This is a genomic window from Ruegeria sp. HKCCD7221 (genome assembly GCF_013031225.1).
GTDB lineage: Bacteria > Pseudomonadota > Alphaproteobacteria > Rhodobacterales > Rhodobacteraceae > Ruegeria.
The window spans coordinates 524,052-536,487 of sequence record NZ_WPZE01000001.1 but is presented as its reverse complement, the minus strand read 5'-3'; the positions used below and the strand labels follow the sequence as shown (position 1 = coordinate 536,487).

At 57.4% G+C, this 12,436-nt stretch carries 12 protein-coding genes; 1 reads left to right on the top strand and 11 read right to left on the bottom strand.

The window, feature by feature from the left end; translation table 11 throughout:
* The 9 genes from GOX73_RS02670 to GOX73_RS02630 all read right to left on the bottom strand — a co-directional run bounded on the left by GOX73_RS02670 (position 1) and on the right by GOX73_RS02630 (position 8,891).
* Complete coding sequence (locus GOX73_RS02670; RefSeq protein ID WP_171122950.1) at positions 1-816, bottom strand: extracellular solute-binding protein; 816 nt, start codon at positions 814-816, stop codon at positions 1-3.
* A 19-nt stretch (positions 817-835) separates the two neighbouring features.
* Positions 836-1,570 carry an ATP-binding cassette domain-containing protein gene (locus tag GOX73_RS02665; RefSeq protein ID WP_171122948.1) on the bottom strand — a complete coding sequence of 245 codons (735 nt, stop codon included), beginning with the start codon at positions 1,568-1,570 and terminating at the stop codon, positions 836-838.
* A complete protein-coding gene (locus tag GOX73_RS02660) occupies positions 1,563-2,276 on the bottom strand; it encodes an ABC transporter permease (protein WP_171122946.1) in 714 nt (237 codons plus the stop codon). Before GOX73_RS02660 ends, GOX73_RS02665 begins: the two co-directional genes overlap by 8 nt.
* A gap of 152 nt (positions 2,277-2,428) precedes the next feature.
* Positions 2,429-3,418 carry an ABC transporter substrate-binding protein gene (locus GOX73_RS02655; protein WP_171121144.1) on the bottom strand — a complete coding sequence of 330 codons (990 nt, stop codon included), beginning with the start codon at positions 3,416-3,418 and terminating at the stop codon, positions 2,429-2,431.
* 59 nt (positions 3,419-3,477) lie between these two features.
* On the bottom strand, positions 3,478-4,323 hold the full coding sequence (locus tag GOX73_RS02650) for an ABC transporter permease (RefSeq protein ID WP_171122945.1): 846 nt from the start codon (positions 4,321-4,323) through the stop codon (positions 3,478-3,480).
* A complete protein-coding gene (locus GOX73_RS02645) occupies positions 4,320-5,252 on the bottom strand; it encodes an ABC transporter permease (RefSeq protein WP_171122943.1) in 933 nt (310 codons plus the stop codon). The genes GOX73_RS02650 and GOX73_RS02645 overlap by 4 nt, the downstream gene beginning before the upstream one ends.
* The gene (locus tag GOX73_RS02640) at positions 5,245-6,039 is read right to left on the bottom strand and encodes an ABC transporter ATP-binding protein (RefSeq protein ID WP_171122941.1); all 795 of its coding nucleotides are present in this window, start codon (positions 6,037-6,039) and stop codon (positions 5,245-5,247) included. The genes GOX73_RS02645 and GOX73_RS02640 overlap by 8 nt, the downstream gene beginning before the upstream one ends.
* Positions 6,040-6,094: 55 nt before the next feature.
* The gene (gene hydA / locus GOX73_RS02635; RefSeq protein WP_171122939.1) at positions 6,095-7,549 is read right to left on the bottom strand and encodes a dihydropyrimidinase; all 1,455 of its coding nucleotides are present in this window, start codon (positions 7,547-7,549) and stop codon (positions 6,095-6,097) included.
* Positions 7,550-7,640: 91 nt separating this feature from the next.
* Entirely contained in the window at positions 7,641-8,891 is a 1,251-nt protein-coding gene (locus GOX73_RS02630) for a Zn-dependent hydrolase (protein WP_171122937.1), read from the bottom strand.
* Between the two features lie 171 nt (positions 8,892-9,062).
* Between GOX73_RS02630 and GOX73_RS02625 the strand changes: the two genes are divergently transcribed.
* Positions 9,063-9,671 (top strand): TetR family transcriptional regulator C-terminal domain-containing protein, encoded by a 609-nt coding sequence (locus GOX73_RS02625; protein ID WP_171122934.1) that lies wholly within the window; start codon positions 9,063-9,065, stop codon positions 9,669-9,671.
* Positions 9,672-9,701: 30 nt separating this feature from the next.
* Here GOX73_RS02625 and preA read toward each other — a convergent pair whose 3' ends face one another.
* Positions 9,702-11,006: an NAD-dependent dihydropyrimidine dehydrogenase subunit PreA gene (gene preA, locus GOX73_RS02620; RefSeq protein ID WP_171134774.1), complete on the bottom strand. Its 1,305-nt coding sequence runs from the start codon at positions 11,004-11,006 to the stop codon at positions 9,702-9,704.
* 45 nt (positions 11,007-11,051) lie between these two features.
* Complete coding sequence (locus tag GOX73_RS02615) at positions 11,052-12,386, bottom strand: NAD(P)-dependent oxidoreductase (RefSeq protein ID WP_171122930.1); 1,335 nt, start codon at positions 12,384-12,386, stop codon at positions 11,052-11,054.
* Between the last annotated feature and the right edge of the window lie 50 nt (positions 12,387-12,436).

The following is a 12,436-nucleotide window of genomic DNA, read 5'->3' as shown; positions in this document are numbered from 1 at the left end:
TTACTGCGCGTTCGGGAAGAATAGCTGCTGACCGTCTAGTTTGTAGGACTCGATCGCAGCCTGCCCGTCAGGACCGATCAACCAGTCAATGAACCGCTGCCCTGCGGCAGCCCGAACGCCTGGATGCTTTTCAGGGTTAACCAGAATAACTCCGTACTGGTTGAACAAGCGCGGGTCGCCCTCGACCAGAATATCAAGGTTTCCCTTGTTCCCGAATGACTGCCACGTCGCGCGGTCCGTCAGAGCGTAGGCCCCCATTCCGCTGGCGACATTAAGCGTCGCACCCATACCGGACCCCGTTTCGCGGTACCAAGTGCCTGACGCCTCGGTCGGGTCAATCCCTGCTGCCGCCCAATGATCTAGTTCTGCCTTGTGCGTCCCGCTGTCGTCCCCACGCGAGGCGAACGCAGCCTCCGCCCGTGATACGGCCGTCAAAGCGGCGGCAATATCTGTCCCGCCTTTGACTTTTGCAGGATCTGATTTTGGCCCGACGAGGACAAAGTCGTTATACATCACGTCAAACCGCTCGACCCCCCAACCGTCGGCCACGAACTTCTGCTCGGCCGGCTTTGCATGGACCAACAAAACATCACCATCCCCGTTGATCGCATTGCGTATCGCCTGCCCCGTACCTACGGCAACAACCCTGACGTCGATCCCGGTTTCTGCCTCAAACCCCGGTAGGATATAATCCAGCAGACCCGAATTCTGCGTCGAGGTTGTTGATTGCACCACGATAAAAGGTGCTTCGGCCACGGCTGGCGTAACTGTCAGGCCGAGCGTTACCAATGCTGCCCGAACGAACTTCCGGATCATTCTGATCTCCGCTAATTGATTATGTTACCAACCCACCGGCAAGATAACGGCGCGATGCATCGCTTTCCGGTGCATCCAGTACTTGTTTGGCGGCCCCATGTTCAACCACGCGCCCGCCTTGCATCATCACGATATCAGCGGCCAAGCGGCGCGCCTGTCCAATATCGTGGGTGACCATGACGATCCGCACCCCCCGGTTCGAGGCCCGCTGGATCATTCTTTCGATCATTTGTGTGGCACTGGGGTCCAGTGCGCTGGTTGGTTCGTCAAGGAACAAGGTTTCAGGGTCCAACGCCAGCGCACGCAGGATAGCAAGGCGCTGTGCCTCGCCCCCAGATAACGATCTTGCAGACTGGCGCGCCTTGCCTTCAAGCCCACCCTCGCCCAGCAATTCCTCGATCCGGGCTTTGCGGATACGGCGTGGAACGCCTTGTCGCTTCAAAACAAAATCTAGATTGGCCGCAACGGATCGCCGCAACAAAACGGGTTGTTGAAATACCATCGCCTGCCGAGCTTTGTGTTCCAGACCAAGTGGCGCTCCGTCCTGTTCGACCTGCCCGCGATCTGGTGCAATCAGCCCATGCAGGCACCGCAAAAGCAGGCTTTTCCCCGATCCGTTCGGGCCAAGGATCAAAGTTGGCCCCGGGCCATCCAAAGACAGACGCGGCACCGTCAACAGAGCCTTACCGTTGCGCGCTATCTCAAGATTGCGAACGGACAGACGCCGGACTATCTCGGGGGCCAGATCACGCATGGCGCAGCCCCTCTTGCTCGGCACGCAGGCTAAGCGTGCTGACTATCGCATTCACGGCCACAGCTATTCCGATCAGGATCGCGCCCAAGGCCAGCGCCAGCGCAAGATTGCCCTTGGATGTCTCAAGCGCGATGGTCGTGGTCATCACCCGCGTCACATGGTTGATGTTTCCGCCGACAATGATGACCGCGCCCACTTCGGCAATCGCGCGTCCAAAACCGGCCAGTAGCGCAGTTATCAAAGCCAGCCTTGCGTCCCACAAAAGTACTGGCACCGAGGCCAGGCGCGACACCCCAAGCGACCGCAACTGTTCCGAGTATTCTTCGGCCAGCATTTCGATCACCTGCCGGGTCAGCGCAGCGACGATGGGTGTGACCAAAACCACCTGAGCGATGATCATCGCCGTCGGCGTATAAAGCAGCTCCAACACGCCCAACGGTCCCGATCGTGACAGCATCAGATAAACCAAAAGGCCAACAACAACCGGAGGGAACCCCATCAAAGCGTTCATGACTATGATCAGAACCCTTCGTCCCGGAAACCGTGCAACGGCCAGCGCCGCCCCAACCGGCATCCCTATCAACGCTGAAATCAGCACCGCAAATACCGAAACCTTAAGGGAGAGCAACACAATCGCCCAAAGCTCTGAATCGCCTTCAAGGATCAGAGATATCGCTGCGCTGATTTCTGATGCAAAACCTTGCATATTCTCCCTTTTATTGTGAAATGCTCGCTAAACGCCACTAATTTCAGGATAATACTAGGCCATTTTCGGCTTAAGTACACGCACATTTACGACACTGAAAAAAGAAACGCGGCCCCGAATGGGACCGCGTAGTGTTGGTATAATGAACAAGTTCAGTTCAAGGCTGCATCGGTAATTTGATGGGTCCAGGCACCATCAGGCTGCTTGGTGATCACCGGGTCTGAACCACCTGCCAGCAGCGTGCCAACAGTCCGCTCAAAATCCGCCGGATCCAGCGCGCCATTCGAACCTGCGGTCAGCTTGGCAATCTCGCCCATCATGCGCTTTTGATGTTCTTCGGTCTGAGCGCCCGTCGCATCATTTTCCAAAACGATATCCGCTGCTTCATCCGGGTTTTCTTCGGCGTATTTCCAACCCTTCATCGAGGCGCGTACGAACCGCTCCATCTTATCGACGAATGCATCATCACTAAGGTTCTCTTCCAGAACATACAGACCGTCTTCCAGCGTCGCGACGCCCTGATCTTCGTATTTGAAGGTCACCAGCTCATCGGGGCTGACGCCTGCATCAATGACCTGCCAGTATTCATTGTAGGTCATAGTGCTGATGCAATCGGCTTGACGCTGCAACAGCGGGTCAACGTTGAAGCCCTGCTTCAGAACTTCGACACCGGATTCGCTCTTGCCGCCTGTGTCGATACCAAGCTGGCTCATCCAGCTCATGAACGGGAATTCATTGCCAAAGAACCAGACGCCCAGTGTGCGGTTCTTAAGATCTTCGGGCGAGGAAATTCCTGCGTCCTTCCAGCAGGTCAACATCATGCCCGAGCTTTTGAACGGCTGCGCAATGTTCACCAGCGGCAAACCCTTTTCCCGCGCAGCAAGCGCCGCAGGCATCCATTCCACGGTTACATCCGCACCGCCGCCCGCAATCACCTGAGTGGGCGCGATGTCGGGACCACCAGGCAAGATTGTGACGTCCAGCCCTTCTTCCTCGTAGAACCCTTTGTCCTTGGCCACGTAGTATCCCGCGAACTGAGCTTGCGTGACCCACTTCAATTGCAGTGTCACTTCGTCCGCTGCCAGTGCAGCACTGGCTGCCAAACTAAAGGCGGCGACCGCCCCGCTAAGTAGCTTCTTCATCTTCATGTCTCCTAGTTGCTGTTGATGCCCCGTTTTCGGGGTCTGTTAAGGTTTTGTTGTTATCCACGTTGCGACGGGTGCCAGAATGTCACCGCCTTTTCGATCATCGCCATCAAGCCATAGAACGCTGTTCCGGCCAAAGCCGCGACCACGATTTCCGCCCAGACCATATCCAGCGAAAGCTGACCAACGCTGGTCGAAATCCGAAAGCCCATTCCCAATGTTGGCGAGCCAAAAAACTCGGCCACGATAGCACCGATCAAAGCAAGGGTCGTCGAGATTTTCAAGCCATTGAAAATAAACGGCATTGCAGCAGGCAGGCGCAGCTTGAGGAAACTCTGCCAATAGGTTGCGGCATAGGTCTCCATCAGATCGCGCTGCATGGCAGTCGCCTCGCGCAGCCCTGCGACCGTGTTTACCAGCATTGGGAAGAACACCATGACAACGACAACCGCCGCCTTGGACTGCCAATCAAACCCGAACCACATGACCAGAATGGGCGCCGTCCCTACAATCGGCAGGGCTGCCACGAAGTTCCCCACAGGCAGCAGCCCTAGGCGAAGAAAGTCCCAGCGATCCACCGCGATTGCCGTCAGGAAGGCCGCGCCGCACCCAATAATATACCCGCTCAAGGCCCCCTTGATGATGGTCTGCACAAAGTCAGCCCACAGGATGGGCAAACTGTCGGCAAACCGCACGGCGATGACCGACGGGGCCGGCAGAATGACCAATGGCACCTCAAGCCCGCGGACGACCAGTTCCCAAATCCCGATAATCGTCAGGCCAAAGATCAACGGTGCAAGGAACCGAACCATTCGCGTATCCGCATAAGGCCCGCTGGCGAGGCGACTGTTTAGCCACCAGCCAAACAGCCACAGCAGGATTGCACACAAAACCAACATCATTGCGCTATCCCCATCCGCTTTAGAACCGTCCGTTCGATCAGCCCAAGCAAACCGACAAGACAGGCCGCCAATATCGCGGCAGCAAACAGCGCCGACCAGATTTGCACCGTCTGACCATAGTAGCTACCGGCGAGCAGACGCGCTCCCAGCCCGGCGACAGCACCGGTCGGCAGTTCTCCGACGATGGCCCCGACCAGCGAGGCAGCGATACCTATCTTCAATGAGGTGAACAGGTACGGCATCGACGCAGGCAGGCGCAGTTTCCAGAACCCTTGCGACCGACTGGCGCTATAGGTGCGCAACAGGTCAAGCTGCATCGCATCGGGGCTTCGTAGACCTTTGACCATACCCACGACGACCGGGAAGAAACTCAGATAAGCCGAAATGACGGCCTTGGGGATAATCCCCTGAATGCCTACGGAATACAGAACCACAATGATCATCGGGGCCAAAGCGATGATCGGGATCGTTTGACTGACAATGGCCCAAGGCATCACCGACATATCCATAACGCGGCTATGCACAATTCCGACCGCCAGCAAAATGCCCAAACCTGTTCCAATCGCAAAGCCCAGAACCGTCGCGCTGAGCGTCACCCAGCCGTGATAGATCAGCGACCGTTTCGAGGTAATCTTCTTCAGAACCGTCGTCTCCCACATCTCAATCGCAACTTGATGCGGTGCGGGCAGACGGGGGCGATCCTGTTCCCATGTTGCGGGAATGGCAAAGCTGTTGTTCAGCACCAGACCCAGCTCGGACATATCCCGGCGATCCTTGGCCGAAGGCGGCTGCACTTCGGCACCTGCGCGCTCCTGCTCGGTCAGAACCCCTTTGATATTCATCGGAACACACGCCGCATACCAGAAGGCCACGATCACGGCGAGGACAGTAAGAACCGCCCAGAACGCTTTGAAACCAGAACTACGCATCCGAGTGCCCCGCCCGCAGCCCTTCACGCACGCGATGGGCAACTTCGATGAATTCCGGCGTGTCGCGGATATCCAGAGGCCGCTCTTTGGGCAGAGGGCTGTCGATCACATCCGTAATCCGACCCGGCCGGGGGCTCATGACCACAATCTTGGTGCTGAGATAGACCGCCTCGGGGATCGAGTGCGTCACGAACCCGATAGTCTTTTCCGTCCGTGCCCACAGCGCCAGAAGCTGTTCATTCAGGTGGTCGCGCACGATCTCATCCAGCGCGCCAAAGGGTTCGTCCATCAGAAGGATATCAGCATCAAAGGCCAATGCCCGCGCGATACTGGCCCGCTGCTGCATCCCGCCTGACAACTGCCATGGAAACTTCCCACCAAACCCTTCAAGGTCAACGAGTTCCAAGACCTTCTTGACGCGATCCTCTTGCTCGGCTGAGGAATAGCCCATGATCTCAAGCGGCAGTTTGATGTTCTTGGAGATGGTCCGCCACGGATACAGCCCAGCGGCCTGAAACACATAGCCATAGGCCCGGTTCCGCCGCGCCTCATCCGGGGTCATGCCATTGACGGTCAACGTCCCGGCTGTCGGCGTCTCAAGCGCCGCGATGCAACGCAGGAATGTGGTCTTGCCACAGCCCGAGGGGCCGATAAAGCTGACGAAGTCGCCCTTTTCGATCGTCAGGTTCACGTCCTTCAGCGCGTGAACCGGACCGTCGTTTGCCTGGAAGGTGAGATCCAGTTGTGTCGCCTCTATTACAGGCTGCGCAGTGCTTTCAGTATTCATTCCAGTGCCTTGAAAAGGTTCGGTTATGGGCCGCTTCCAAAGCAGCCCAACCAGATCACACGCCCGTCGCCGGGATTCCCGTCCGTTCAACGGGCCGCGGGGCCGTCAATTCCTTCCACGTACTCAGCGCGCGGTTCACATGCCCGTTCGGTTCTCGAGCCACAAAGTCACCATGTCCTTCCTGAGTACGAATTTCCCCATCATGAACCGCAACCTGGCCCCGTGTAAGAGTAAAGCGCGGCAGGCCCTTGACCTCTTTTCCCTCGAACACGTTGTAGTCAATCGAGGATTGCTGCGCGTCGGCAGTGATCGTCTTGGTCTTTTCAGGATCCCAAACCACGATATCCGCATCCGCGCCCACAAGTATCGCACCCTTTTTTGGATAGCAATTCATGATCTTAGCGATGTTTGTTGATGTAACGGCCACAAACTCATTCGGGGTCAGACGCCCGGTATTCACCCCATAGGTCCACAACATCGGCATCCGATCTTCCAACCCGCCAGTACCATTCGGAATCTTGGTGAAATCACCCACGCCATAGCGTTTCTGCTCGGTCGTAAAGGCGCAATGGTCGGTCGCCACCACGCTCAGCGTTCCCGAATGCAGCCCGTTCCAAAGGCTGTCCTGATGCTGCTTGTTCCGAAACGGAGGGCTCATGACCCGGCGCGCGGCATGATCCCAATCTTGGTGGAAATACTCGCTCTCATCCAAGGTCAGGTGCTGGATCAAAGGCTCCCCCCAAACCCGCTTGCCCTGCATCTTGGCCCGGCGAATGGCCTCATGCGCCTCTTCACACGAGGTATGGACCACATACAAAGGTACCCCCGCCATATCTGCAATCATGATGGCACGGTTCGTCGCCTCCCCCTCAACCTGCGGAGGGCGGGAATAAGCGTGCGCTTCCGGCCCGGTATTACCCTCGGCCAGCAGCTTGGCGCTGAGCTCAGCGACCACATCGCCATTCTCGGCATGAACCATCGCAATCCCGCCCAGTTCGGCCAGACGCTTGAACGAGGCGAACAGCTCATCGTCATTCACCATCAGCGCGCCCTTATAGGCCATGAAATGCTTGAAAGTGTTGATCCCCCGCGTCTCGATCACGGTCTTGATGTCATCAAACACCTGCTCGCCCCACCAGGTGACGGCCATGTGGAACGAATAATCACAATTCGCGCGCGTAGACTTATTGTCCCAGCGTTTCAATGCATCCAGCAGGCTTTCGCCCGGATTAGGCAGCGCGAAATCTACCACCATCGTGGTGCCCCCGGCCAAAGCCGCCCGCGTCCCGCTTTCGAAGTCATCGCTTGAATAGGTGCCCATGAACGGCATCTCCAGATGCGTATGCGGATCAATCCCGCCCGGCATCACATAACATCCGGTCGCATCCAGTTCCTTGTCACCCTTCAGATCCATCCCGATTTCAGTGATCATGCCATCTTCGACCATCACATCCGCCTTATAGGACAAATCTGCGGTCACGACGGTCCCGTTCTTGATTACAGTGCTCATTTTGATCTCCCTGTTGCGGTCTGCGCCGCTTGCTTCATCTGGCTAAAAATATCCCGGGGGAGTCGCCCTCGGGCGACGGGGGCAGCGCCCCCTATTCCACGATTTCCGCTGTCTCGACGACCGCATGAAACAGAACATCCGCCCCGGCAGCCGCCCAGTCCTTGCTGATCTCTTCAGCCTCGTTGTGGCTCAACCCATCCACACAGGGGCACATCACCATGGCCGTCGGCGCTACCCGATTGATCCAACACGCATCATGCCCCGCCCCCGAGATGATATCCGTATGCGAATAGCCCAGCCGTTCGGCCGCATCCCGCACCGCCGCGACGCAACTGTCGTCAAACTTCACCGGGTCAAACCCACCAACCTTTTCGAACTCAATCTCAAGGCCCATCTCTTCCACGATGTCCTCAGCCGCAACCCGAAGGCGCGCCTCCATATCTTTGATCACTTCCAGTTCAGGTGACCGGAAATCAACCGTAAACACAACCTTGCCAGGGATCACATTGCGAGAGTTCGGGAAGACATCGATATGCCCCGCCGCCCCAACCGCATGAGGTGCATGGGACCACGCAATCTCATCTACTTTTTCAAGAATTCGCGCCATGGCGAGGCCAGCATTCTTGCGCATCGGCATCGGGGTCGAGCCAGTATGCGCGTCCTTTCCGGTGACTGTGATTTGCGTCCAGCTTAGGCCCTGACCATGGGTAACGACACCGATGTCTTTTCCTTCGGCTTCGAGAATCGGACCTTGCTCGATGTGCAGCTCAAAGAAGGCGTGCATCTTGCGCGCTCCGACCTCTTCATCCCCGCGCCAACCGATCCGCTGCAATTCGTCGCCGAACTTCTTGCCCTCGGCATCCTCGCGATCATAGGCCCAGTCCTGCGTGTGCATCCCTGCGAACACGCCTGAGGACAACATCGCAGGTGCATAGCGCGTGCCCTCTTCATTTGTCCAATTGGTCGCGACGATCGGGTGCTTGGTCTTAATCCCCAGATCATTCAGAGTGCGGATAATCTCCAGCCCGCCCAGAACTCCCAAGACACCATCGTATTTTCCGCCCGTAGGCTGCGTGTCCAAATGCGAGCCGACATAGACTGGCAAGACTTCGGGATCCGTCCCCTCGCGACGCGCGAACATGTTGCCCATCTGGTCCAGCCCCATCGAACAGCCCGCGTCCTCGCACCATTTTTGGAACAGCGCGCGGCCTTCGGCATCCTCATCCGTCAGCGTTTGACGGTTGTTCCCACCCGCCACACCGGGGCCAATCTTGGCCATCTCCATCAGGCTGTCCCACAACCTGTCGCCATTGATCCTGAGGTTCTGCGCCGGAGCTGCCATCTTGTTTTTCCCTGTTGCTTGCGATTTGGCTCGCTTTTGGTGTCTTGATTTGACCATCTGGTCAAACTCACGCTATCACGGGTTCGAGATCAGTCAAGAAATTGCAGGACTCAGCCAGATTTTTTGCCCTATTCAGCACCCGCCTGCCGGAAAAAGAGACACCCTGAAAACATGCCTGAAGACCGCGCCCCGACCAGAATTCAGAAAAAGAACCGCGCCGCAATTCTCGACGCCGCACTTAATGTGTTCTCAGCCCATGGATTCCGTGGCGCAACGGTTGACCAGATTGCCGCCGAAGCCGGACTAAGCAAGCCCAACCTGCTGTATTATTTCCCTTCGAAAGAAGCGATTCACACCGCGCTGTTGTCTGGCCTTCTGGAAACATGGCTGGCCCCTTTGCACGATCTTGATGCACAAGGCGACCCGATGGAAGAAATCCTGGCGTATATCCAACGCAAGCTAGAGATGAGCCGCGATCTGCCCCGCGAAAGCCGTCTGTTTGCAAATGAACTGGTACAGGGCGCGCCACGCATTCACGATTCGCTGTCCAATGACCTAAAGGCCCTGGTCGATGAAAAAACCGCGATATTGTCCGATTGGATGGATCAGGGAAGGATTGCGCGACTGCACCCCTATCACCTGATTTTCTCCATCTGGGCGCTGACCCAGCACTATGCGGATTTTGACGTTCAGGTTCGGGCGATCCTAGGGGATGAAGACCCATATGAAGGGGCCGAGCCGTTCGTTGATACGCTCTATCGTAAGCTACTGACGCCATAAAAAGGGGCCAGCGCTGGCCCCTTTCTTTGCTTACTCAGCTGCTTTTGCCATGGGATTGTTCGGGTGCGTCGTCCAGTTAGCATAGTCTGGCTGAACCTCGCGTCCTGTACGTGGGTCAACCTCTCCGGCCGTCATCGGCACCATCGAGATACAGCCGTCAACCGGGCAGACATCCACGCAAAGATTACAGGCGACACATTCGTCATCCATGACCTCAAACACGCGGTCATCGGACATGGAAATCGCCTGATGACTGGTGTCTTCGCAAGCCGCATAGCACCGGCCACACTTGATGCACTGGTCCTGATCAATTTTGGCCTTCGCCACGTAGTTCAGGTTCAGATACTGCCAATCTGTGACATTCGGAACGGCAAGACCAACAATTTCCGAAACGTCCTTATAGCCCTTTTCGTCCATCCATTTGGACAGGCCAGCGGTCAACTCGTCGATGATCTTGAAGCCATAGGTCATCGCCGCCGTACAAACCTGAACGGTGCCACATCCCAACGCCATGAACTCTGCCGCGTCGCGCCACGTGGTCACGCCGCCGATGCCGGAAATCGGCAAGCCGTGCGTCGCTTGCGACCGCGAAATCTCGGACACCATTGACAGCGCAATCGGTTTCACCGCAGGGCCGCAATACCCGCCATGGCTGCCCTTGCCATCAATCGAAGGCTCGGGGCTGAACGTATCCAGATTGACGCTGGTGATCGAGTTAATCGTGTTGATCAGCGACACCGCGTCGGCACCGCCGTTCTTTGCGGCCTCGGCAGGTTTGCGAATGTCTGTGATGTTCGGCGTCAGCTTCACGATGACCGGGCGATCATAGTACTTTTTGCACCAACGCGTGACCATCTCGATATATTCCGGTACCTGCCCCACGGCGGAACCCATGCCGCGTTCACTCATCCCGTGCGGACAGCCAAAGTTCAGCTCAATCCCGTCTGCGCCGGTTTCCGCCACGCGCGGCAGGATGGCTTTCCAGGCTTCTTCCTCGCACGGCACCATGATCGAAGCGATCAGCGCACGGTCCGGGTAATCCGATTTAACCCGCGCCATTTCTTCAAGGTTTACTTCCAACGGGCGGTCCGTGATCAACTCGATGTTGTTCAGGCCCAAAAGCCGCCGATCGGCACCATAGATCGCGCCATAGCGCGGCCCGTTCACGTTCACGACCGGAGGCCCCTCGGCCCCGAGCGTTTTCCAGACCACGCCACCCCATCCGGCCTCGAAAGCGCGGCGGACGTTGTATTCCTTGTCGGTCGGCGGCGCCGAGGCCAACCAATACGGGTTCGGGCTTTCAATACCCAGAAAGTTTGTTTTTAAATCAGCCATCTATCCGGCCTCCCTGATGCAGTTCTGCATCTTTATCTGTGGGTTTCACGCAGTAAGGCTTGCGTGGATATCCATTGCGGCATCGCGGCCCTCGGCCACGGCAGTCACGGTCAGGTCTTCGCCGCCAGCAGCGCAGTCGCCCCCGGCCCAGACACCTGCGATCGAAGTACGCCCGGCCCCAGTTACAGCAATCTTGTTGCCGTCCAGTTCCAAGCCTTCCGGCGCGCCTTCCAATGTCTGACCAATCGCCTTGAGTACCTGATCAGCAGGAACGCGGACCATCTCACCCGTGCCGGTCAGTTGACCGTCATGGCTGGCAGTATACTCCAGTTCGATCTCAGCGGCTGCCCCGTTTCCGTGCACGGCCACAGGCTGCACGTTGGTCATAATTTTGACCCCATGCGAAGCAGCCAAGTCCTGTTCGTATCGGCTGGCCCCCATCGCATCACGGCCGCGCCGATAAGCAATGGTGACATGCTCGGCCCCTAGCAACTTGGACTTCACCGCTGCATCCACGGCCGTCATTCCGCCACCGATGACCACGACATTCCTACCGACCGGCAGGTCAGCCAAATCACCAGCCTGACGCACATCGGCGATAAAGTCGACTGCGGCCCGCACACCGTCCTTGTCGACACCATCCGCGCGCAGGGCGTTCACCCCGGCCAAACCGATTGACAAAAAGACAGCGTCATAATTTGCAGACAGACCTTCTAGCGAAACTCCCTCGCCCAGAACCGAACCGGTCTCGATGGTGATCCCGCCGATTCCAAGCAGCCAATCCACCTCGGCCTGCGCGAAATCGTTGGTCGATTTGTAGGCCGCGATTCCGTATTCGTTCAATCCGCCCGGCTTGGGTTTGCTTTCGTGAATGACAACGTCATAACCCAGCATGGCTAAACGATGCGCACAGGCCAGACCCGCAGGTCCAGCCCCCACAACGGCCACTCTCTTGCCAGTAGGTGCCGCACGCTCAAACGGGTGCGTCCCGTCGACCATCACGCTATCTGTCGCATAACGCTGCAAACGTCCGATTTCCACTGGCGAGCCTTCTGCGGTTTCGCGCACGCAGGCTTCTTCACACAGCGTTTCGGTCGGGCAAACGCGGGCGCACATTCCACCAAGGATATTCTGCGCCAGAATGGTTTCACCCGCCGCTTCGGGTTGTCCGGCCTGAATCTGTCGCATGAACAGCGGTATGTCGATGTCTGTGGGACAAGCCGTCACACACGGCGCGTCATAGCAAAAATAGCACCGATCAGCAGCCACGGCAGCCTCATGCGGGGCCAATGGCGGATGCAGATCCGTGAAATTCGAGGTCAGCTCATCGCTGGAAAGTCGCCCGGAAACTATGCCGGGGACCATCTGGCCCTGTGCCATCGCTCTACTCCCTGTAGATATGTTCGTTATGATCTCAGCTTGCCACAATC

Bases quoted from the DNA above. Each gene is read 5' to 3' on its own strand.
- GOX73_RS02670 (WP_171122950.1), bottom strand. From the start codon at position 816: ATGATCCGGAAGTTCGTTCGGGCAGCATTGGTAACGCTCGGCCTGACA.
- GOX73_RS02665 (WP_171122948.1), bottom strand. From the start codon at position 1,570: ATGCGTGATCTGGCCCCCGAGATAGTCCGGCGTCTGTCCGTTCGCAAT.
- GOX73_RS02660 (WP_171122946.1), bottom strand. From the start codon at position 2,276: ATGCAAGGTTTTGCATCAGAAATCAGCGCAGCGATATCTCTGATCCTT.
- GOX73_RS02655 (WP_171121144.1), bottom strand. From the start codon at position 3,418: ATGAAGAAGCTACTTAGCGGGGCGGTCGCCGCCTTTAGTTTGGCAGCC.
- GOX73_RS02650 (WP_171122945.1), bottom strand. From the start codon at position 4,323: ATGATGTTGGTTTTGTGTGCAATCCTGCTGTGGCTGTTTGGCTGGTGG.
- GOX73_RS02645 (WP_171122943.1), bottom strand. From the start codon at position 5,252: ATGCGTAGTTCTGGTTTCAAAGCGTTCTGGGCGGTTCTTACTGTCCTC.
- GOX73_RS02640 (WP_171122941.1), bottom strand. From the start codon at position 6,039: ATGAATACTGAAAGCACTGCGCAGCCTGTAATAGAGGCGACACAACTG.
- hydA (WP_171122939.1), bottom strand. From the start codon at position 7,549: ATGAGCACTGTAATCAAGAACGGGACCGTCGTGACCGCAGATTTGTCC.
- GOX73_RS02630 (WP_171122937.1), bottom strand. From the start codon at position 8,891: ATGGCAGCTCCGGCGCAGAACCTCAGGATCAATGGCGACAGGTTGTGG.
- GOX73_RS02625 (WP_171122934.1), top strand. From the start codon at position 9,063: ATGCCTGAAGACCGCGCCCCGACCAGAATTCAGAAAAAGAACCGCGCC.
- preA (WP_171134774.1), bottom strand. From the start codon at position 11,006: ATGGCTGATTTAAAAACAAACTTTCTGGGTATTGAAAGCCCGAACCCG.
- GOX73_RS02615 (WP_171122930.1), bottom strand. From the start codon at position 12,386: ATGGCACAGGGCCAGATGGTCCCCGGCATAGTTTCCGGGCGACTTTCC.